General features: G+C 62.2%; 17 protein-coding genes. 3 read left to right on the top strand and 14 right to left on the bottom strand.

Annotated features, from left to right (window positions below; translation table 11 throughout):
• Positions 1–49 precede the first annotated feature (49 nt).
• Together ACQ4WQ_RS19615 and ACQ4WQ_RS19610 are read left to right on the top strand one after the other, a co-directional pair.
• Positions 50–1,699 (top strand): VRR-NUC domain-containing protein, encoded by a 1,650-nt coding sequence (locus ACQ4WQ_RS19615; protein ID WP_436499336.1) that lies wholly within the window; start codon positions 50–52, stop codon positions 1,697–1,699.
• Positions 1,696–3,948, top strand: a complete 2,253-nt coding sequence (locus ACQ4WQ_RS19610; RefSeq protein WP_436499334.1) for an ATP-dependent DNA helicase — start codon at positions 1,696–1,698, stop codon at positions 3,946–3,948. The genes ACQ4WQ_RS19615 and ACQ4WQ_RS19610 overlap by 4 nt, the downstream gene beginning before the upstream one ends.
• On the opposite strand, the gene ACQ4WQ_RS19605 is transcribed toward ACQ4WQ_RS19610, so the two are convergent.
• The 14 genes from ACQ4WQ_RS19605 to pstS form a co-directional block, all read right to left on the bottom strand.
• A complete protein-coding gene (locus ACQ4WQ_RS19605) occupies positions 3,945–4,673 on the bottom strand; it encodes a LytR/AlgR family response regulator transcription factor (protein WP_436499742.1) in 729 nt (242 codons plus the stop codon). The two genes, ACQ4WQ_RS19610 and ACQ4WQ_RS19605, sit on opposite strands and share 4 nt — an antisense overlap.
• Before the next feature lie 11 nt (positions 4,674–4,684).
• A complete protein-coding gene (locus tag ACQ4WQ_RS19600; protein WP_436499332.1) occupies positions 4,685–5,761 on the bottom strand; it encodes a sensor histidine kinase in 1,077 nt (358 codons plus the stop codon).
• A 6-nt stretch (positions 5,762–5,767) separates the two neighbouring features.
• The gene (locus ACQ4WQ_RS19595) at positions 5,768–6,583 is read right to left on the bottom strand and encodes a LiaI-LiaF-like domain-containing protein (protein ID WP_326459386.1); all 816 of its coding nucleotides are present in this window, start codon (positions 6,581–6,583) and stop codon (positions 5,768–5,770) included.
• Positions 6,573–6,956: a LiaF transmembrane domain-containing protein gene (locus tag ACQ4WQ_RS19590; protein ID WP_326459385.1), complete on the bottom strand. Its 384-nt coding sequence runs from the start codon at positions 6,954–6,956 to the stop codon at positions 6,573–6,575. The genes ACQ4WQ_RS19595 and ACQ4WQ_RS19590 overlap by 11 nt, the downstream gene beginning before the upstream one ends.
• A 381-nt stretch (positions 6,957–7,337) precedes the next feature.
• Entirely contained in the window at positions 7,338–8,252 is a 915-nt protein-coding gene (locus ACQ4WQ_RS19585; protein ID WP_436499330.1) for an NAD-dependent epimerase/dehydratase family protein, read from the bottom strand.
• A 94-nt stretch (positions 8,253–8,346) separates the two neighbouring features.
• Entirely contained in the window at positions 8,347–10,293 is a 1,947-nt protein-coding gene (locus ACQ4WQ_RS19580; protein ID WP_436499328.1) for a UvrD-helicase domain-containing protein, read from the bottom strand.
• 32 nt (positions 10,294–10,325) lie between these two features.
• Complete coding sequence (gene senA, locus ACQ4WQ_RS19575; protein WP_326459382.1) at positions 10,326–11,522, bottom strand: selenoneine synthase SenA; 1,197 nt, start codon at positions 11,520–11,522, stop codon at positions 10,326–10,328.
• A 75-nt stretch (positions 11,523–11,597) separates the two neighbouring features.
• On the bottom strand, positions 11,598–12,914 hold the full coding sequence (gene phoR / locus ACQ4WQ_RS19570) for a phosphate regulon sensor histidine kinase PhoR (protein WP_326459381.1): 1,317 nt from the start codon (positions 12,912–12,914) through the stop codon (positions 11,598–11,600).
• An 11-nt stretch (positions 12,915–12,925) separates the two neighbouring features.
• Positions 12,926–13,615, bottom strand: coding sequence for a response regulator (locus tag ACQ4WQ_RS19565; protein WP_034755074.1), 690 nt, complete (start codon positions 13,613–13,615; stop codon positions 12,926–12,928).
• A gap of 5 nt (positions 13,616–13,620) precedes the next feature.
• Positions 13,621–14,331 (bottom strand): phosphate signaling complex protein PhoU, encoded by a 711-nt coding sequence (phoU, locus tag ACQ4WQ_RS19560; RefSeq protein ID WP_070218051.1) that lies wholly within the window; start codon positions 14,329–14,331, stop codon positions 13,621–13,623.
• A gap of 48 nt (positions 14,332–14,379) precedes the next feature.
• Positions 14,380–15,162, bottom strand: coding sequence for a phosphate ABC transporter ATP-binding protein PstB (gene pstB / locus ACQ4WQ_RS19555; protein ID WP_373631409.1), 783 nt, complete (start codon positions 15,160–15,162; stop codon positions 14,380–14,382).
• A gap of 38 nt (positions 15,163–15,200) precedes the next feature.
• A complete protein-coding gene (pstA, locus tag ACQ4WQ_RS19550; protein WP_070290772.1) occupies positions 15,201–16,097 on the bottom strand; it encodes a phosphate ABC transporter permease PstA in 897 nt (298 codons plus the stop codon).
• Positions 16,094–17,065, bottom strand: coding sequence for a phosphate ABC transporter permease subunit PstC (pstC, locus tag ACQ4WQ_RS19545; RefSeq protein ID WP_326459379.1), 972 nt, complete (start codon positions 17,063–17,065; stop codon positions 16,094–16,096). The genes pstA and pstC overlap by 4 nt, the downstream gene beginning before the upstream one ends.
• A gap of 222 nt (positions 17,066–17,287) precedes the next feature.
• A complete protein-coding gene (gene pstS / locus ACQ4WQ_RS19540) occupies positions 17,288–18,337 on the bottom strand; it encodes a phosphate ABC transporter substrate-binding protein PstS (RefSeq protein ID WP_326459378.1) in 1,050 nt (349 codons plus the stop codon).
• A 271-nt stretch (positions 18,338–18,608) separates the two neighbouring features.
• On the opposite strand from pstS, the gene ppk1 reads away from it, so the two are divergent.
• Positions 18,609–20,702 carry a polyphosphate kinase 1 gene (gene ppk1, locus ACQ4WQ_RS19535; RefSeq protein ID WP_326459377.1) on the top strand — a complete coding sequence of 698 codons (2,094 nt, stop codon included), beginning with the start codon at positions 18,609–18,611 and terminating at the stop codon, positions 20,700–20,702.
• The last annotated feature ends 11 nt before the right edge of the window (positions 20,703–20,713 follow it).

Here is a 20,713-nt window from a genome sequence, read left to right as displayed (position 1 = left end):
TAAACACAGTAAAATCCGTCACCTTGCATCTTTGCCCTATTGCCCCACCATGTTGAGAGTCCTGGAAAATCCCCTGTACTATCTGGATAATTTCCAGGACGTGCTGAGCTGGATCAGCGCGCGTTACGCCGATCTGCTGAGTGCTGAAGAAACGCGCTTCATCGCCGACTTCGGCCAGCTGCCGCAGCCGTCGCGCGCCCTGTTCGTGCGCCTCGTCATGCGAAAGGGCTGCCTGTTTCGCGCCAGCAAGCTCAATTATCCGGAAATCGGCGACACGCGCGCGGCCGCCCTGCCCTTGCTGGCCCTGGCATGGGTGGAAGCCGATCCCGTCATTGCGCTCGAAGAACTGTTCGATCAACTGCTGAAAGCGGAAATCGCCCAGGCTTTCGGTCTCGCCGCGCCCCTGAAGGCGGCGCGCAAGGCCGAGCAGCTGGAAGCCTTGCGCGGGCAGCATGCGGAAAACAGACCGTTTTCCGCCTGGCATCCGGCCTCCGATGACGTGCTGTACCGCATCGGTTTGCAGCCCCTGTGCGACCGCTTGCGCCTGATTTACTTTGGCAACTATCACCAGGACTGGTCGGAATTCGTGCTCTCCGACCTGGGCGTGTATCAATATGAAAAAGTGGAATTCTCGCCCGAGTCGCGCGGTTTTCGCACGCGCCAGGATATCGAGCACTATGAAGTGCTGCACCAGTGCCGCGAGCGCTACAACGACAGCGCGCCGGCGGACGAAGTGCTGCAGGAACTGGCGGCGCTGCCATTGCCGGAGGATAATACCTGGCTGGCCAGCCGGCGCGACAAGCTGCGCTTCCAGATCGCCCAGCACCTGGAAAAATGCCAGGACTGGCCGGCCGCCTACCGCGCCTATGCCGATTGCCGCTATCCGGGCGCCCGGGGCCGCGCCATCCGCGTGCTGGAAAAAGACGAGCAGCCGCAAGCGGCCTACGAACGCCTGACAATCGCGCTGGCCGCGCCGGAAAGCGAGGCGGAACAGCAATTGCTGCTGCGCATGGCGCCGCGCTTGCGGCGCAAGCTGGGCCACGCGAAGCAGGCGGCCAGCGCCCCCGCCGCCGTCGAGCGCATCGACCTGCTGCTGCCGTATCCTGAACAAGCGTGCTACGTGGAAAGCGTGGTGCAGCAGCACCTGATGCAGCACGACGCACCCGTGTACTACGTGGAAAACACCCTGATCAACTCGCTGTTCGGCCTGCTGTGCTGGCCCGCCATCTTTAAGGCCATGCCGGGTGCCTTCTTCCACCCGTTCCACCGTGGCCCGGCCGACTTGCACAGCGCCGATTTTTACCAGCGCCGCAGCATCGACTTCGCCGCCTGCCTGGCGCAGCTGGACGACGGCAGCTACCACGCCGCCATCCGCGCCACCTTTGCCGCCAAGCATGGCATCGTCTCGCCCTTCGTCAACTGGGAGGCGCTGGACGACGGCTTGCTGGACCTGACGCTGGCCTGCATCCCGGCCTTTCATCTGAAGAAGGCGTTCGAGCGCATCTTGCTCGATATCAAAAGCAACCGCAGCGGCTTGCCCGATCTGATCCAGTTCTGGCCGGCGGAACGGCGCTATCGCATGATCGAAGTCAAGGGTCCGGGCGACCGCCTGCAAGACAACCAGCTGCGCTGGATCGCGTATTGCGCCGAACACGCCATGCCCGTCAGCGTGTGCTACCTGCAATGGGAGGGTGCATGAAATACACGATTGCCGTGCGCGCCCTGTGCGAATTCACGGCCAAGGTGGGCGACCTGGACTTGCGTTTCACGCCCTCGCCCACGGCGCAGGAAGGCATGGCCGGCCACGCCACCGTCACTGGCCGGCGCGATGACGATTACCAGCGAGAAATCAGCCTGTGCGGCGACTTCGGGCCCCTGCACGTGCGGGGCCGCGCCGATGGCTACGACCCGGCGCGCCGGCAGCTGGAAGAAATCAAGACCTACCGGGGCGAGCTGGACGCCATGCCCGCCAACCACCGCCAGTTGCACTGGGCGCAGGCGCGCATCTACGGCCACTTGCTGTGCCAGCAGCTGAACTTGCCCATGTTGCGCGTGGCGCTCGTGTATTTCGACATCGCCAGCCAGAAGGAAACGGTCATGCACGAGGAATGCACGGCCGAGGCGCTGCGCCTGTTCTTCGAGCAGCATTGCGCGCTGTTCCTCGACTGGGCCGAGCAGGAAATGGCGCACCGCGCCAGCCGCGACGCGCAGCTCACGGCCATGGCCTTTCCCCACGCGGACTTCCGCCCGGGACAGCGCCAGCTGGCCGAAGCCATGTACAAGGCCAGCAGCCGCGGCTGCGGTTTGCTGGCGCAGGCGCCCACCGGTATCGGCAAGACGGTGGGCAGCCTGTTCCCCATGTTGAAAGCGACGGCCGCGCATGGCCTCGATAAACTGTTTTTCCTGGCCGCCAAGGTGCCGGGCCGCCAGATGGCGCTCGACGCCTGCGCCATCCTCAAGGAGAGCGCTCCGCTGCTGCCCTTGCGCGTGCTGGAACTGAGCGCCAAGACCAGCGCCTGCGAACATCCCGACAAGGCTTGTCACGGCGAATCGTGTCCGCTGGCCAAGGGTTTTTACGACCGCCTGCCGCTGGCGCGCGAGGTGGCGCTGGCCAGCGGTTTGATCCTCGACAAGGAAGCCGTGCGCGCCGTCGCCTTGCAGCAGGGTATTTGCCCGTATTACCTGGGCATGGAACTGGCGCGCTGGAGCGACGTCGTCATCGGCGACTACAATTATTATTTCGACCTCAGCGCCATGCTGTACGGCATGACATTGGCCCACGACTGGAAAGTCAATGTGCTGGTCGACGAAGCGCACAATATGGTGTCGCGCGCGCGCAGCATGTATTCGGCCGAACTGGCGCAGATCGACCTGAAAATGCTGCGCAAGTTCGCCCCCGAGGGACTGAAAAAGCCGCTGGACCGCCTCTCGCGCCAGTGGACGGCCCTGCTCAAGGAGCAGGATGGCGATTACCATGTCCATGCGGCCCTGCCCGACAAATTCTTTGACGCCCTGCAAGGCGTGGCGACAGCCATCGGCGACTACATGGCCGAGCATGCCACGGCCCTGGACGAGGATTTGCAGCGCTTTTATTTCGACGTGCTGCTGATCAACCGCCTGGCGGAGAGTTTCGGCGAGCACTCGCTGTTCGATGTCAGCAAAACGGACACGGGTTCCACCGTCTGCATCCGCAACATCGTGCCGGCCCCCTTTTTGAAAGAGCGCTTCGCGGCCAGCCACAGCACGGCCCTGTTTTCGGCCACCCTGAGCCCGTGGAATTACTACAGCGATACCCTGGGCATGCCGGCCGATACGGCCTGGGTCGACGTGGAATCGCCGTTCCAGGCGGAACAATTGTCCGTGCGCGTGGCCGACACCATTTCCACGCGTTACCAGCACCGCGCCGCCTCGCTGCTGCCCATCGCCCAATTGATGGCAAAGCAATACACGGAAACACCGGGCAACTACCTGGCCTTCTTCAGCAGCTTCGATTACCTGGAAAAGACGGCTACCCTGTTTGCCCAGCATTATCCGAACGTGCCCATCTGGCAGCAGCCGCGCCGCATGGATGACGGTGCCCGCGCACAATTCTTGGGCCGCTTCGGCCTGGACACGCGCGGCATCGGCTTTGCCGTGCTCGGTGGCGCCTTCGGCGAAGGCATCGACTTGCCCGGCGCGCGCCTGATCGGCGCCTTCATCGCCACCCTTGGCTTGCCGCAGATCAATCCCGTCAACGAGCAGATCCGCCAGCGCATGGGCGACATCTTCGGCGCCGGTTACGACTACACGTATCTGTATCCGGGCATGCAAAAGGTAGTGCAGGCGGCCGGCAGGGTCATCCGTACCCAGTCGGACAAGGGCGTCGTGTACCTGATCGACGACCGTTTTTCACGGCCGGAAATACGGCAACTCTTGCCCACGTGGTGGGATGTGCAGCTGGCCTGCTAGCCCACCAGCAATCTGAGCTTTTGATACCCCGCCTTGCTCACGGGTATCCTCGTCTCGTCGCGCAAAATGGCCACGTGGCTGTCCTTGGTGGCCGCCTCGATGCGGCGGATGCCGTCGATATTGAGCAGGTAGGACCTGTGCACGCGCAGGAACTTGGCCGGGTCGAGCTGGGTTTCCAGCTCCGCCAGGGTCTGGCTTTTCAGGTAGGACTTGCCCTCGGAACGGATGCTGATGTAATCGTCCTGCGCCTCGATGTAATCGATACGCGCGCTGGCGATGACGTGGACCTTGGCGCCGTCGCGTATCAGCACGCGGTCCAGCGGCGCGGCGCGCGTGGCCGCCTCGCGCGCCAGCGTTTGCACAGTGTCCGACGTGCTGCGGTTGGTGCGCGCATGGGCCAGCGCCTGCTCGAAACGCTGTTCGCTGAACGGTTTCAGCAGATAATCGAGCGCATGGCAGTCGAACGCCTTCAAGGCGTACTGGTCGTAGGCCGTGACAAAGATCAGCCTTGTCTTCGCGCCGATCAGCTCGGCCACCTCGAAACCGTCCAGGCGCGGCATCTGGATGTCGAGAAACACCAGTTCCGGCGCCAGTTCCGCGATGGCCTTGACGGCGTCGAAGCCGTTGGCGCATTCGGCCACGATGTCGATATCGTCGTGGCGCGCCAGGTATTCGCGCAACACGCCGCGCGCCAGCGCTTCGTCATCGACGATGACCACCCGCATTCTTGCCTGCATCATGCTTCCTCCGTGCCGCCGGTGTGCGCCGGCAACGATAGCGTCACTTCAAACGTCGCGCCGTGCCGCGCCCAGTGCACGCCCGCTTCGTGGCCATACGCGCCGGCCAGGCGCTGGCGCACATTTTCCAGCCCCACGCCATTGCCACGCGCTGGCCCCTGATCCGCATCAACCGGGTTGCGCACGGCAATCTGCAACTGGCTGCCCGCGCGCCGGACCTCGATGGCGATCAGGCCGCCCTCCGTCAAGCCGCAGATGCCGTGCTTGACGGCATTTTCCACCAGCGGCTGTATCAGCATGGGCGGCAGCAAACACGCCAGCGCGGCAGTATCGATGCTTTCCGCCACTTGCAGGCGTTCGCCGAAGCGCACTTGTTCGATGGCGAGAAAGTGGCGGATCAGCACCAGTTCCTCTTGCACGGTGATGTGCTTGTGCGCTTCCAGGCTCAGGCTCTGGCGAAAGAAACTGGCCAGCTGCACCGTCATCTGGCGCGCGCCCGCCGCATCGATAGACGTCAGGGCGCTGATGGAGTTCAGGCTATTGAACAGGAAATGCGGATCGATCTGCGTGCGCAGCATGCGCAGTTGCGCTTCCTGCGCCATCAGCTGCGCTTCCAGGCCCCGCTGCTCGGCCATCCTGGCGCGCACGAATTCCAGCAGCAGATAATGCACGGCGGCGGCCAGGCAATACAGCAGCACGCCCAGGCCGAAGAACAGGGCCAGCAGCGATGGCGTCAGGTCCACGCCCAGCCAGTGCTGCTCCAGCAACAGACTGACGCTGTTCAGAAATTGCAGCAGGGTGGCCCACAGCAAGCCCGCGAACAGGGCCGCCACGCCCATCACGCCGGCAATGGCGAGCGGATGGCGCGCGTGCAAGGGGTAGGCGCGGCACAGGTAAAACGCGGAAAACCCCGAGCCGATCGCATACACGAGCGTGGCGGGCACCACCAGCAGGGTCGCATTGAGCCACGGCGCATGGGCCACCCTGGCCAGGATGGAGGCCAGGGCCAGGCCCAGCGCAATGCACACCAGGAACACCACCACGGCGCCGCGCCGCTTCGACAAGGGTCCGGACATGCGCGTCTAGTTGCGGATTTCCAGGCCGCCCATGATGGCGTAACCCGTCACGTACAGGCGCTTGTTCTGGTTCGGCGGCACGATGGTCTTTTCCTCGAAGCCGCCGAGGATGGGCGTGCCTTGCAGCACGACGCTCCAGTCGGGCGGAATCTTGATCGTGACGCCGCCGCACAGGGCGAACACGTTGAGCACGGCTTCGCCTTCGATCGAGGCCTGGCGCAAGTCGATTTCGCAGCCGGCCATGATGACGTTGATATCGCCGCCCCTGAAGCGCTGCGACGACACGCGCCGCACGTAGCCGCCGAGAATGGCCGTCACTTCGATGATGCTGTCGTCGTCCGCCTGGGCGCTGGCGCCAGGCGCTGCAGTGGCATCGGCGGGTTCCTTGTCGAGCGATACGGCGCCATTCCTGGCCTGGCCGAAGGCGTCGGGCGCAGCGCTGCCATCGGGCGGCGCGGCAAAGTGCCGGCGGCGCTGCCGCTGCTGTCCGCCAGGCAAGGATTTCGACACCACGGCCACGCCGGCAGCGATGATGAGCAGCGGCCACAGCATGCTCCAGTTAATATAGAACAAGCCCATGGCTTTCAGGGTCCAGCTCAGGCCCAGCAAGACCATCACGCCGCCGAGAATGTAGCCGGAGCGGTTATGGCTTTGCGATATCTTCAGCAAGCCGAAAATGATGAGGATGGTGGGCCAGAAGCGGAAGGTGTAGCGCACGTTGATGAAGCCTAGGTTATCGAGCAGGAACAGCAGCCCCAGGCCGATGACGATGACGCCCAGCACGATCTGCGATGGCGAGTGCAGCGGCGGTCTATTTTTCATGCTCGGACTCCCGATAGGCAATAAAATGTTTGTTCAGCAGCGGTTCCAGCACGAGGCCCACGCCCCAGGCGATCAGCAAGGCTGGCCAGCTATTGTAGAAATTCAAGTTCCACAGTTCTTCATACGATACATACCACCAGGCGGCAAAAAAGATCAGCCACAAGCCGCTCAATACCTGCTTGGCGGACACAGGCGCGACCAGCTTGTTGAGGCCGAAGACGACCAGTATCAGGGGCCAATAATGCCATAGTGCATAGTAATCATGGAGATAGATCACATCGAGCCGGTCCAGCAGGATGACGGCGCCGATGGCGATCAGCAGCACGCCCCACAGCAGCTGGGTACGGCGGTAATAAGCGGGTTCAGGTTTCACGGTCGTCCCTTGAAGTGAATTGATCGTAAAGATACGCGGATTTGGGCCGCACGAAAACTGCGCTTCGGCGAATGGCGGACAGGTGGCGGTGAATGGCGCAGCGGAAGGAACGACAGGCAAAAAAAGACCGGCTAGCGCCGGCCTTGAAGGGGTTCGCAGTACACACCGCGACCTGGAGTTGCAGTGCACAGCCGCCTGGCGCAAGCGCGCAGGCAGCGTAAATCTGGTGCCGATCCTTGAGGCGACCGGCTGACCTGCTGGAAGATCGAACATGCCGCCAACTTCACGGCAGTGCGTCTCAACCAAGCAAAGCCATCATACTCCCGTTCGGGCAAAAGCACCGTTCGCTAGCGCACACAGATGCTGCTTTACTGAGCTGCATCAAACAGCCGTGGCGTGCGGCGAACGCAGCATGTCGTTCTCGATCCATGCCAGTACGGACGGCCCCTGCGGCTGCCAGCCCAGCAGCTTGCGCGACCGTTCCCCGCGCACGCGGCTGTTGGACCCGAGGCCGTACGACGCCATCTCGTAGCCCCATTCGGCAATGGCTTCCGGCAGCGGCCAGTCCTGCGCGGGCCCCAGGTCCAGTGCCTGGGCGATGGCGGCCGTCATGTCGCGGAAGGCCGCTTCGCCCGATTCGACAAAATAAAACGTGCCGGGAGGCGACTTTTCCAGCGCCAGCAGATACAGGCTGACGACGTCGTCGATGTGCACGTTGGACCAGATATTGCGGCCCGGACCCACGTGGCGCACGATGCCGCTCTTGCGCGCCTGTTTCAATAAACGGGGCAATTGCACGCTGTCGCGCGGCAAGGCACCGTGGCCGTAGATCAAGGTGTTGCACAGCACGCTGGCGCGCACGCCCTGGCCTGCGCTCGCCAGCACCAGCTCATCGATGGCGACCCGTGCCGCCTTGTCGGCCGTCGGCGCCGGCAGCTTGTCTTCGTAATAAACCTGCTCGGTGCCCTCGCCGCCCGAGGCGTCGCCCACGATGGACGAGCCGCTGGTGTGGAGGAAAGGCTTGTTGCTGCCGGCCAGCGCTTCAATGATGGCTTCCACGGCGCCCCGGTGGTCGCTGCTGGCGGCATTGATGACGGCATCCGCCGCCTTCGCCTGTTCGATGATCAGCTCGCGGTCATTCAAGGTGCCGACGATGCCCTGCACGCCGATAGTGGCCAGCTCGGCCACCTGCTCCGGCTTGCGCACGAGGCCCGTCACCTGATGGCCGGCACGCACGAGGCCCGCCGCGATGGAACTGCCGATGAAACCTGCCGCACCTGTCAAAAACACCTTCATATCTTGCTCCCTGTCTGGTTAGATTGCTGTCAATCACACCAACTCAGTATGCCCGCTTTCGTCTTTCGCAAAAAGCGGCCGCACGGCAAAAGATCTATGACTTGGGCGCAACAGTCTTGTTTTTCAGCTGCAGGGCGGCGATGTAGCGGCTCCGGTAGGCGGGATCTTCGGGCGTCAGCAAGGTGAGCCTGTCGCGCGCGCGCGTGGCGGCCACATAAAAACGGTTCTCTTCTTCCAGCGGGTCGGTCTTGCTGCGCGGGAATTCGTCGACGGCCAGGTAAGGCAGGATCACGTGGTTGTACTCGAGGCCCTTGATCTGGTCGATACAGGCGATGACCAGCTTGGCCTTGCCGGTCGAGACCGTCACGGCCTCTTCCATCTCGCCCAGCCAGCCGGCAAAGCCGCCCAGCGCCACGCCCGCTTCGCGGCACACGGCAATGAAGCCATGCAGGGAACGGGCGACGACCCGCGCCTGGGCCGGATCGACATAGATGCGGCGCGCCGTCTGTTCCAGCTGCATCAGGCCAAAGATGTGCTGCAGCGCGTCGCCGGCCAAGGCGTCGGGAGGCAGCGCGCGCAGGTAGTCGACGGCGGCCAGGGTCAGCGCCGCCTTGTCCTGGTTGTGCGACTTGGCCAGCTGGTTCGTCAAGAAGCCTTCCAGCAAATCCGGGTAATTGGCCACATCGGCCTTGGCTTGCTGCAATTCCGTGCGCGTAAACGGGATTTCCGCGAAGGCCACCAGGGCTTCGAGAATCTCGCCGCGGCGCGGGCCGCTCTTGATCGCATGCAAATCCTTGCGGGCGATGGCGACCATGCCGCGCAGCATCAGCACTTCCAGGCTCAGCAGATAGCTGTTCATGTCCACCAGGCCATACGCGATGCCGCTCTGGAACAGCGCCGTTTCCACGCGGATGGCCTGGTCGCGGTCGCGCAGCAAGATGGCCGTCGTGCCCGCATGCGCGTGTTCGAGCGCGGCGATCAACTGGGCACTGCACGCTTGCGGCTGCGCATGGTCATACTCGAGCAGCTCGATGTGGGTGGCGCGCGACAGGGCCGACACGCTGGCCTTGTTCTTCAGCACGCCCACGGCCTGCGCCAGCTGCGGGCCGTAGCGGTAGGATGCCGTCAGCGGCAGGCGCTGCAAGGCGGGAAATTCCTGTTCGAAGCGCTGGCGCAGGAAGCGGTGGTCGGCGCCCGACCACGTGTAAATCACCTGATCCTTGTCGCCGGCGCCGCAGAAAAAGGCGTTGCCACGGCGTATCAACATGGTCAGCAGGCGGAACGACGCTTCGTTCAAGTCGTGTAATTCATCGGCCACGATGATCTGGAAGGCCGGCAATTGCTGGCGCAGGGGCTCGTCGCCATCGAGCATGCGCACGAGGTCGTAGGTGGCGTCGAATGGGGCGCGGAACTGGATATCGCCTGTGTCGGCGCCGCGCAAGCCCTCGTATTCGCGCAGCCACAGATAATGCGTGCGCGACATGCCCAGCATTTCCAGGTTGTCATCGAGGGAATTGCTCTCGAAGTCAGGATTCTGGAAATCCAGGCGCGCCTTGGTGCGCAACTGCAACTTCAGGAATTCGGCGATGGCCCCGTTCGTCGTATTGATTTCCAGCGGGTAACGGTCGGCATACTTCTCGGAGACCACTTCCAGCGCTTCCCAGGCAATCGGGCGCAGCTCTTCATCGCTGCGCATGATTGCTATCTGCATGTTCTCCAGCTGCAACAGCACCTTGGCGGCAAAGGCGTCGAAGGTATCGACGGTCAGGCGCTTGACGACACCGAGCGGCACGCCCACTTCCAGCAGGCGCTGGCGCAGGGCCACGCGCGCCGCTTCCGTGAAGACGAGGGCCAGCATGCGTTCGGGCGCGCGGCCCCGGTGCAAGGCTTCGGCCAGGCGCAGGGCCAGGGTCGTCGTCTTGGCCGCGCCGGCATTGGCGTCGATCAAGACCACTTTCTTTTGCGCCGTCTGGATGGCGACCTGCTCCGGCGTGGGCGTGATGCGTTTGGGAATGAACTGCGGGGCGTTATCTGTACTCAAGGGTATCCTGAAATGATGTCTGTTCTGGCGCGCTACCAGGCGCAGGTGCGCAGGCCGGCAAAGATGTCGCCCCGTTCGGGCGCATGGAAGGCACGCATGCAGGCCGAATGCAGGCGCGGCGGCGTGGCGAAGGCGGCGCCGCGCAGCACCTGGTACTGCATGAAATATGGCGCCGAATACTCGCGCCAGGCATCCACCGCAAAGCCCGGATACGGTTCGAACGGCGTCGCCGTCCACTCCCACACCTGGCCCCAGTGAAAGCGCGGGTGGCCGGACAGCGCAGCATACTCCCATTCCGCCTCGGTCGCCAGGCGGCGCCCCGCCCAGGCGCAATACGCCTGCGCTTCATACAGATTGATGTGGCGCACGGCTTCATTCGGCGGCAAGGTCGTGCGCTGCCCGAAACGCATGGTGCGCCACTGCGTCGCTTCGCGCAGCCAGTACAGGGGCGACGAGCGCTCCTGCTGCATCAGCCAGGCGCTGCCGGCCGCGCTCCAGAACTGGCGGTTCTGGTAGCCGCCGTCGGCGACAAAATCGGCAAACTGGGCATTGGATACGGCGCAGGCATCGATGGAAAACGGCGCCACGTAGCAGCTATGGGGCGGCGATTCATTGTCGAAGGCAAAACCGGCACCGCGCGGCGAGCCCATTGCGATGGTGCCGCCAGGAAAAGCGATCTGCCCCGCCCCGGGCGGCAAGGCCGGGCTGGCGGCCAGGGATTCCGGCGCTTCCAGGCCCAGCCATTGCAAGCCGGCCAGCATTTCCTCGCCACACATGTCTTCATGCGCCAGGGCCAGCCGGTACGGCGCCAGGGCGCTGTCGACATTGGCTTCGCGCGACAGTTTATCGAGGACCCTGTCGAGCACTTCATTGCAATACGTTTTGACGGCGCCGGGGCTGGGCAGTTCCAGCTTCCAGCGCGCGCGGTGTTCCACCATGTTGGCGTCGAACAAGTCGTCGCCGCGCGTTAGCAGGGAGTTATAAATGGCGTCGGCCGGATGGCTGGACGCCGCTTCGCGCAGGATGAACCACTCGGCAAACCAGGCGATCTGCGCCAGTTGCCATAAAGGCGGATTGAGGCGCGGATGACGGGGCAGGCCCGCCACCACGTCCAGGCCGGCAGTGACGTAACAATCGAACAGGGAAAGGGTATCCTGGCGCGCGGCCTGCAGCGACTGGGCCAGTTGCTGCGCGCCGGCATGGCGAAAAGAGGCGTTGATTAAAGTCATAGCCAGATTGTAACGACTTATGCCAACCTTGCACTAGTCGCACAGGAAACAGGAAGGGAATACTCCCCTCCCCGCCTACTTGACCAGCAACTCGCCCTGCAGCGGCGTGACGACGGATTTGGGCATGCTGACGATGAAGCTGCTGCCCTTGTCGGCCACGGACTGGATGGCCAGGGTGCCGCCGTGGCGCAGCAGCACGTGCTTGACGATGGCTAGGCCCAGGCCCGTGCCTTGCGTTTCGCGCGAGCGGCTCTTGTCGACGCGGTAGAAACGTTCCGTCAGGCGCGAAATATGTTCCGGGCTGATGCCGATGCCCGTGTCTTGCGCGATGAATTGCGGTCCGGCCGGACCGTCCTGCCAGCGCAGGGTGATGGTGCCGCCCGCCGGCGTGTAGCGCACGGCGTTCGAGGCCAGGTTGCCGAAGGCGCTGTACAGTTCATCGTAGCTGCCCAGCACGTCGGGCCCGTCGCATTCCATGGTCACTTCATGCTTGCCGGCCGACAAGCCCTTGGCGTCGCGCAAGACTTGCTGCATGAGCTTTTTGATGTCCACGGGCTCGGGGCGCAGCGGATAATCGACCGATTCCAGGCGCGACAAGGTCAGCATGTCCTCGATCAGATGCTGCATGCGGTGGCCCTGCTCCGTCATCAGCTTGAGGTGGGCCGCACGCGTGCAGGCATCGAGGTCCAGCTCGGCGGAAGCGATTTCCAGGAAGCCGACGATGACGGTGAGCGGCGTGCGCAATTCGTGCGAGGCGTTGGCGATGAAGTCGCGGCGCATCATTTCGATGCGTTCCGTCTCCGTCACATCGTGCGTGACGAGGATCTGGCGGCGGTTCTCGAACGGAATGATCTGCACGATCAGCTTGCGGTTGCGGAAGGTGATCGTCAGCGGCTGGTCATAGCGGCCCAGGATGATGTAATCCATGAACTCGGGGCTGCGGATCAAATTCGTCACGCGCATGCCTTTGTCGCGCTCGTGCGTGAGGCCCAGGTGTTTCTCGGCGGCAGGATTGCACCATTCGAGGAACAGCACGTCATCCATGATGACCACGCCATCGGGCAACAGATGCATGGCCTGGCGGAAACGCGCCAGCCATTCCGTCAGCTCGGCCTGGTTTTTCTCGTCGTCGCGGCGCATGCGGTACAGGCGCGCGAAAATGCTGGTCCAGGCACCCCAGCCGTCGGGCAGCTTGGCGCTTTGCGGATTGTCCAGCCAGTTACTCAGCTGGAACAGATACGACAGCTGCACGAACACCATCATGGCCATCAGCACGAAGGCGATGCCCAGCGCATACGTGGCGCCGAACAGATACCAGACGACGGCCACGCCCAGCAGCGCCAGCACCATGCGCAAGGCGGCCGGTACCCAGAACAGCAATTTCGGATTCATAGAGTGAGGCTTTACTTTTCAGACAACATGTAGCCGACGCTGCGCACGGTCTTGATCAGGCTTTCCGCCTCTTTCAAGGCTTTGCGCAAGCGCAATACGTGGACATCGACCGTGCGTTCCTCGATCACCACATGGTCGCCCCACACCTTGTCGAGCAGCTGGCTGCGCGAAAACACGCGCTCAGGATGCGCCAGCAGGAATTTCAGCAGCTTGTATTCGGCATGGCCGATATCGATCTTCTGTTCATCCATCATGACGGTGCAGCTGACGGGGTCCAGGGCCACGTTGCCGGCGCGCATGGGCGCCTGCGCGTGTTCCGGACTCTTGCGTCGCAACAGCGCCTTGGCGCGGGCCAGCAGCTCGCGCGGCGAGAACGGCTTGGTGACGTAATCGTCGGCCCCGCTGTTCAGTCCGGCCAGCTTGTCTTCTTCCATGCTCTTGGCGGTGAGCATGATGACGGGGATGGCGGCGAAATTGCGGTCGGCGCGGATGCGCGACAGCAGGCGCAAGCCCGTCTGGTCCGGCAGCATCCAGTCCAGCAGGATCAGATGCGGCGTGCGGTGCTGGATGAATTCCCAGGCATCGGCGACGTTTTGTACGGAACAGCAATTCCAGCCGGATTCGCGCAGCGAATAGGTCACCAGTTCAACGATGGCCGGCTCATCTTCAACAATCAATACCGTGGTTTTATCAGATGCCATAAAGCTTACTCAGGGAGCTCCTCGGAAATGGCGGGAGCAGCCACCTTGGTGTGGCGGATGTCCTTGCCTTCAACCACGTAAATCACGTATTCGGCGATGTTTTTCGCATGGTCGCCGATCCGTTCGATGGCCTTGGCCACCCACAGGGTATCGAGCGCCGCCGAAATCGTGCGCGGGTCTTCCATCATAAAGGTGATCAAGTTGCGCATGATAGACCGAAACTCATGGTCGATGATGGCATCTTGTGCAATTAATTGTAAGGCCTGCTTGCCATCGTTGCGCGCGAAGGCGTCCAGCGCGTCGTGCAGCATGTCGGTGGCCGTGTTGGCGATGCCGCGCACCATCTCGTAATGGTTGACGACGGCGTTGCCCCGCTTGTGCAAGTTCTTCGCCACGCGGGCGATTTTGGTCGCCTCGTCGCCTACGCGCTCGAGGTCGGTAATCACCTTGATGGTGGCCATGATGGTGCGCAGATCGTTGGCGGCCGGCTGGCGGCGCACGATCAGATGGCTGCAGGCATCGTCCAGCGACACTTCCAGCTGGTTGACGACGTCGTCTTCGCGCATCACGCGGTCGGCGCGTTCCGGGTTGCCGATGCGAAAGCATGTCATCGCGTCGAGGAACTGGGTTTCAACGATGCCGCCCATCAGGAGCACTTTCGAGCGGATCGCTTCGAGTTCGTTGTCGTATTGCTTGGATGAATGTTCGCCTATCATGCTGTCTCTCCGTATTCAGTTGTCTTGTATATCGTTATTCTGGGCGGATCAGCCGAAGCGGCCCGTGATGTAATCCTGCGTTTCCTTGCGGGCCGGATTCATGAAAATCTGGTCCGTTTCGCCGAATTCCACCAGCTCGCCCAGATACATATACGCCGTGTAGTCGGAGCAGCGCGCCGCCTGCTGCATATTGTGCGTCACGATGGCGATCGTGTAATCCTGTTTCAGTTCGCTGATCAGCTCTTCCACCTTCGAGGTCGAGATCGGGTCCAGCGCAGAGGTCGGCTCGTCGAGCAGCAAGACGTCCGGCTTCACGGCCACGCCGCGCGCGATGCACAAACGCTGCTGCTGGCCGCCCGACAGCGACAGGCCGCTCTTGGTCAGCTTGTCCTTGACTTCGCCCCACAGCGCGGCCTTTTTCAAAGCCCACTCGACGCGCTCGTCCATTTCGCCCTTCGACAGGTCTTCATACAGGCGCACGCCGAAAGCGATGTTGTCGTAGACGGACATGGGGAACGGCGTGGGCTTCTGGAACACCATGCCGACCTTGGCGCGCAGCATGTTGACGTCCTGGTCGGCGTCGAGCACGTTGCGGCCGCGGTACAGGATGGAGCCTTCCGCGCGCTGGCCCGGATACAGGTCGTACATGCGGTTCAGGGTGCGCAGCAGGGTCGACTTGCCGCAACCGGACGGGCCGATGAAGGCCGTGACCTTCTTCTCGTGGATGTCCAGGTTGACGTTATGCAAGCTTTGCGTTTTGCCGTAAAAAAAGTTCAGGCCCGAAATCTCGATGGTTTTTTTCTTTGGTGCCAAGTCTTGGGCTGGATTCATTTGCGTATTCATATGGGTTCGCTTCGCTCGGTATCTGTTTAATGTGGGACTTTTTGGCTGAACACGGTGCGCGACAGGATATTCAGGGCCAGCACGCTGAAGGTGATCAGCAGTGCGCCGCCCCAGGCCAGCGAGCGCCAGTTGTCGTACGGGCTCATTGCAAACGATGCGATGACGGACGGCAAGTTGGCCATCGGCGCATTCATGTTAAAGCTTTGGAACTGGTTATTCAGGGCCGTGAACAGCAGCGGTGCCGTTTCGCCGGCGATGCGGGCCAAGGCCAGCAGGACGCCGGTGATCACGCCAGCTTTTACAGCGCGCAAGCGCACCAGGGTGGCGACCTTCCAGCGCGGCGCGCCCAGGGCAAATGCGGCTTCCAGCAGGCTGTTCGGCACCAGGCGCAGCATATTGTCGGTCGTGCGCACCACCACGGGCACGGCGATCAGCGACAGGGCGATGGCGCCCGCGTAGCCGGAGAAGTGTTTGACGTGCGCCACGTACAGCGCATACACGAACAGGCCGATGACGATGGATGGGGCCGACAGCATGATGTCGGTGACGAAACGCGTCACTTGCGCCAACCTGTTTTCTTCGCCGTATTCGGCCAGGTAGATACCGGCCAGGATGCCGATCGGGGTACTGACGACGGTGGCCAGGCCCACCATCAGGGCGCTGCCGACGATGGCATTGATCAAGCCGCCGCCTTCGCTGCCGGGAGCCGGCGTCGTTTGCGTGAACAGGTCGATGGACAGCGCGCCGAAGCCCTTGATCACCAGGGTGAACAAAATCCACACGAGCACGGCCAGGCCCAGGGCCATGGCGGCCACCGACAGGGCGATGCCGACGCGGTGCATCAGCAAACGCTTGCGGTAGACGGGGTTCATGGCCGGCTTGGCCGGAACGTCGAGGGTGCTAACTTGGCTGAGCTGGCTCATTTCGTGCCTTCCTTGCGGGACATGCCAGCCAGCATCAGCTTGGCGGCGGATAAGACGATAAAGGTGATGACAAACAGGATCAGGGCCAGCGAGAACAGCGACGATACGTGCAGCGCCGATTGCGCTTCGCCGAATTCGTTCGCCAGCAGCGAGGTGATGCTGTTACCGGCGGCAAACAGCGACCACGACAGTTTATTCGCGTTGCCGATGACGAAGGTCACGGCCATCGTTTCGCCGAGCGCGCGGCCCAGGCCCAGCATGACGCCGCCGACGACGCCGGTCTTGGTGTATGGCAAGACGATCTTGCGCACCACTTCCCAGCGCGTGCAGCCCAGGCCGTAGGCGGATTCCTTCAGCACGGCAGGGACGATTTCAAACACGTCGCGCATCACGGAAGCGATGAAGGGGATGATCATGATGGCCAGCACCAGGCCGGCCGTCAGCAGGCCGATGCCCATCATGGGGCCGCTGAACAGCTGGCCGATGACGGGGACGTTGCCCAGGGTGGCTTTCAGCAGGGGCTGGACGTGGTCGGCGAACAGAGGGGCGAAGACGAACAGGCCCCAGATGCCGTAGATGATCGATGGCACGCCGGCCAGCAGCTCGACAGCCGTGCCCAGCGGGCGGCGCAGCCAGGCCGGGCAGATTTCCGTGAGAAACAAGGCGATGCCGAAGCTGACGGGGAAGGCGATCAGCAAGGCGATGACGGACGTCACCAGGGTGCCGATGATGGGGATCAGGGCGCCGTACTGGTCATTGACGGGGTCCCATTCCGCGGACACGATGAAATGCAGGCCGAAGGTCTTGAAGGCCGGTATCGATTCCATGATCAGCGAAATGATGATGCCCACCAGGACGATCAGCACCGACAGGGCGAACAGCATCGTCACCTTGTGGAACAGGAAATCCTGGAAGCGCTGCTTGCGCATGGTGGAAAGCATTTGCGCGTGACTGATGGAATCGGTCATGTTGCCGCCTGGCATGGGGATCGTGGAGGAGGTAGATTGTGCGCTCATATTGTGCCAGATGTGGGTGGTACTGCCGGTGTCGCTATTTTGAACTCTTGTTTTATTGTTGCTTCTTTAGCCAGGACCGTCTGCAAGGGCTTGCGGGCGGTCCTGGCTAACTCCCTGCCCCGCCGTGCTGCTGGCGGGGACAAGGATCGGTACTTACATGGTCAGGCTATCAAATTAATAGATGGCTTTGCCCGATGCATCTTTCAAATTAGCTTTCCACGATTCCTGCACCAGTTTCACGACCGATGCCGGCATTGGCACGTAGTCCAGTTCAGCAGCAGCGGCGCCACCGTTCTTGTAGGCCCAGTCGAAGAATTTCAGGACTTCTTTTGCCTTGGCTGCGTCAGGCTGGACTTTGTGCATCAGGATGAACGACACGCCCGTGATAGGCCAGCTGTTCTTGCCAGCCTGGTCGGTCAGGACCACGCCGAAGCCTGGGGTTTGCGTCCAAGGTGCCGAAGCGGCTGCTGCCTTGAAGTTGTCGTCGTCAGGCTGCAGGAAGTTGCCGTCCTTGTTTTGCAGCTGGGTGTGCGACATCTTGTTTTTCTTGGCGTAAGCCCACTCGACGTAGCCGATCGAACCCTTGATGCGCTGTACGTTGGCGGCGACGCCTTCGTTACCCTTGCCGCCCACGCCCACGGCCCATTTCACAGCCGAGCCAGCGCCGATTTTCGATTTGAATTCCGGGTTGGTTTTCGACAGGAAGTCGGTGAACAGGAAGGACGTGCCCGAACCGTCGGCGCGGTGCACCACGGTGATTTCCGTGTCCGGCAGCTTGACGCCCTGGTTCACGGCGGCGATTTCAGGAGCGCTCCACTTGGTGATCTTGCCCAGGTAGATGTCGCCGACGATCTTGCCCGTCATTTTCAGCTGGCCCGGGGCCACGCCGTCGAGGTTGACGATGGTGACCACGCCGCCCATGATGGCCGGGAATTGCATCAGGCCCGCTTCTTCCAGCTCTTCCGCCTTCAAAGGCATGTCCGAAGCGCCGAATTCAACAGTCTTGGCCTTGATTTGCTTGATACCGGCGCCGGAACCGACGGACTGGTAGTTCAGGCCGTTGCCCGTGTTGGCTTTGTACGTCTCAGCCCATTTGGCGTAGATCGGGTACGGGAAGGTTGCACCAGCACCTGTCATATCTGCCGCCATGACGGAAGCGGAAGAAAATGCCATCGCTGCCGAAGCACCCACGACGATAAATTTGAACATTTGCTTCATTTGCATATCAAGTCCTCAGGGTTGTTAGGGCTCAAAGTCCCGGTTGAATGCTGCGCAGTCTAGCAAGCGAATATGACAGCTTTATGACATGGTCAAAAAATCCTGAAATAATTGCCTACGCCCCGGGAATTGCCCTTTTGGACGCGAAAAATGACAGGATGGGCGACGCTTTATGACAGCTTATGTCACGCTTACGTCATATTTCATGATTACACTCACAACGCGTCATACATGATGAAATACGGCTAGAATTAACTATCTGCAAAGACAAAAGAATATGAAACCTGAACTGCACACGGAAGTGACCAAATCGGGCATCCTGCTTGACCGCGAACTGTCGCAACTGACTTTCAACCGGCGCGTGATGGCCCAGGCGGAAGACCCGAACATTCCGCTGCTCGAGCGCCTGCGCTACCTGTGCATCGTCAGCAGCAACATGGATGAGTTCTTCGAAGTGCGCGTGGCCAGCCTGCTGGCGGCCGGCAGCATCGGCGGTTCGCTGGCCGGCCACCCTGCCCTGGCGGCCAATCTGGAGCGCATCGGCAAGGAATGCCACGCGCTGGTGGAACGCCAGTACGAGATATTAAATAGCGAAGTCTTGCCGGCCCTGCGCGAAGCGGGCGTGCACCTGTTGCGCGACAACGACCGCAACGATGCGCAGCGCGCCTGGGTCAAGCAGTATTTCGACCGCGAAGTGCGCCCCCTGCTGACCCCTATCGGCCTGGACCCGGCCCACCCGTTCCCGCAGGTAGTCAACAAGAGTCTCAATTTCATCGTCTCGCTGAGCGGCAAGGATGCGTTCGGCCGCGGCACGGCCATCGCCATCGTCAAGGCGCCACGTGTCTTGCCGCGCGTCATCAAGCTGCCGGACGACATTTCCGGCGACGGCGTGTCCTTCTGCCTGTTATCGTCCGTCATCCATGCGCATATCTCGGATTTGTTCGCCGGGCGCGAAGTCATTGCCTATTCGCAATTCCGCGTCACGCGCGACAGCGACCTGTGGGTGGATGAGGATGAAGTCAAGAATCTGCGCCAGGCCTTAAAAGGCGAACTCGTGGGGCGCCAGTTCGGCACCTCGGTGCGCCTGGAAGTGGCGCGCAATTGCCCGCCAGAATTGTCGCAATTCCTGCTCGACCAGTTTAATCTGGATCAAAGCCGGCTCTACCGCGTCAACGGCCCCGTCAACCTGGTGCGCCTGTCGGAAATGATCGACCACGTCAAGCAGCCCGAGCTGCGCTTCCCGCCGTTCTTCCCCGGCCTCGCGCACAAAGCCATCGGCAACGACATCTTTGCCGCGCTGACCAAGCACGACATCCTGCTGCACCACCCGTATCAATCGTTCCAGACGGTGATCGACTTCATCCGCAGCGCCGCCTACGATCCGTCCGTCGTCGCCATCAAGCAGACGATCTACCGCACGGGCATGAATTCGGACCTGATGGAGTCGCTCATTACGGCGGCGAAGATGGGCAAGGAAGTGACCGTCATCGTGGAATTGATGGCGCGTTTCGACGAAGAAGCCAATATCAACTGGGCCGACAAGCTGGAACAGGCAGGTGCACAGGTGGTGTACGGCGTGGTGGGACTGAAAACCCACGCCAAGGTGGCGCTCGTCATCCGCCGCGAAGAAGGCGCGTTGCGCTTCTATGCCCACTTGGGCACCGGCAACTACCACCCCACGACCACCAAGCTGTACACGGACTTCGGTTTGCTGACGGCGAACCAGGACCTGGCCGTGGAAGTGAACGAAGTCTTCATCCACCTGACCAGCCTGACCAAGCCGCACAACCTGAACCACTTGTGGCTGGCGCCGTTCGGCCTGCAAAGCGAAATCATCAAGGCCATCCGCAACGAGGCGAAGATCGCCCGTTCGGGCCGGCGCGGTCGCATCATCGTGAAAGTCAATGCGCTGGTCGACGAATCCGTGATCCGCGCCCTGTATGCGGCCTCGACCGATGGCGTAAAGATCGACCTGATCGTGCGCGGCGCCTGCACCCTCAAGCCGGGCGTGCCGGGCTTGTCGGAAAACATCAAGGTACGGTCCGTGATCGGCCGTTTCCTCGAACACAGCCGCATTTACTACTTCCGCAACGACCTGGCGCACGATGTCTACCTGGCCAGCGCCGACTGGATGAGCCGCAACCTATTCCGCAGAGTGGAAGTGGCCTTCCCCGTGCTGGACCGGGCGCTGAAACGGCGCGTGATCGCCGAGGGCTTGAATCCGTATTTGAAGGATAATACTAATGCATGGGAACTGGAGCCGACGGGCCATTACGCGCGCCGCAAGCCGCGCGGCAAGCAGACGCCGTTCAGCGCCCAGCAATACCTGATGCATACACTGGGCACGCCGGGCGCGGAGGTCGGCGAATAGGCAACTCTACA

The sequence above is a fragment of the Janthinobacterium goodfellowi genome, from assembly GCF_051380695.1.
GTDB lineage: Bacteria > Pseudomonadota > Gammaproteobacteria > Burkholderiales > Burkholderiaceae_D > Janthinobacterium.
This window is presented reverse-complemented; position numbering and strand designations above follow the sequence as displayed.

Bases quoted from the DNA above. Each gene is read 5' to 3' on its own strand.
- pstC (WP_326459379.1), bottom strand. From the start codon at position 17,065: ATGACCGATTCCATCAGTCACGCGCAAATGCTTTCCACCATGCGCAAG.
- ACQ4WQ_RS19615 (WP_436499336.1), top strand. From the start codon at position 50: ATGTTGAGAGTCCTGGAAAATCCCCTGTACTATCTGGATAATTTCCAG.
- phoU (WP_070218051.1), bottom strand. From the start codon at position 14,331: ATGATAGGCGAACATTCATCCAAGCAATACGACAACGAACTCGAAGCG.
- ACQ4WQ_RS19600 (WP_436499332.1), bottom strand. From the start codon at position 5,761: ATGTCCGGACCCTTGTCGAAGCGGCGCGGCGCCGTGGTGGTGTTCCTG.
- pstA (WP_070290772.1), bottom strand. From the start codon at position 16,097: ATGAGCCAGCTCAGCCAAGTTAGCACCCTCGACGTTCCGGCCAAGCCG.
- phoR (WP_326459381.1), bottom strand. From the start codon at position 12,914: ATGAATCCGAAATTGCTGTTCTGGGTACCGGCCGCCTTGCGCATGGTG.
- ACQ4WQ_RS19595 (WP_326459386.1), bottom strand. From the start codon at position 6,583: ATGAAAAATAGACCGCCGCTGCACTCGCCATCGCAGATCGTGCTGGGC.
- ACQ4WQ_RS19585 (WP_436499330.1), bottom strand. From the start codon at position 8,252: ATGAAGGTGTTTTTGACAGGTGCGGCAGGTTTCATCGGCAGTTCCATC.
- ACQ4WQ_RS19610 (WP_436499334.1), top strand. From the start codon at position 1,696: ATGAAATACACGATTGCCGTGCGCGCCCTGTGCGAATTCACGGCCAAG.
- pstB (WP_373631409.1), bottom strand. From the start codon at position 15,162: ATGAATCCAGCCCAAGACTTGGCACCAAAGAAAAAAACCATCGAGATT.
- ACQ4WQ_RS19605 (WP_436499742.1), bottom strand. From the start codon at position 4,673: ATGCGGGTGGTCATCGTCGATGACGAAGCGCTGGCGCGCGGCGTGTTG.
- ppk1 (WP_326459377.1), top strand. From the start codon at position 18,609: ATGAAACCTGAACTGCACACGGAAGTGACCAAATCGGGCATCCTGCTT.
- pstS (WP_326459378.1), bottom strand. From the start codon at position 18,337: ATGCAAATGAAGCAAATGTTCAAATTTATCGTCGTGGGTGCTTCGGCA.
- senA (WP_326459382.1), bottom strand. From the start codon at position 11,522: ATGACTTTAATCAACGCCTCTTTTCGCCATGCCGGCGCGCAGCAACTG.
- ACQ4WQ_RS19565 (WP_034755074.1), bottom strand. From the start codon at position 13,615: ATGGCATCTGATAAAACCACGGTATTGATTGTTGAAGATGAGCCGGCC.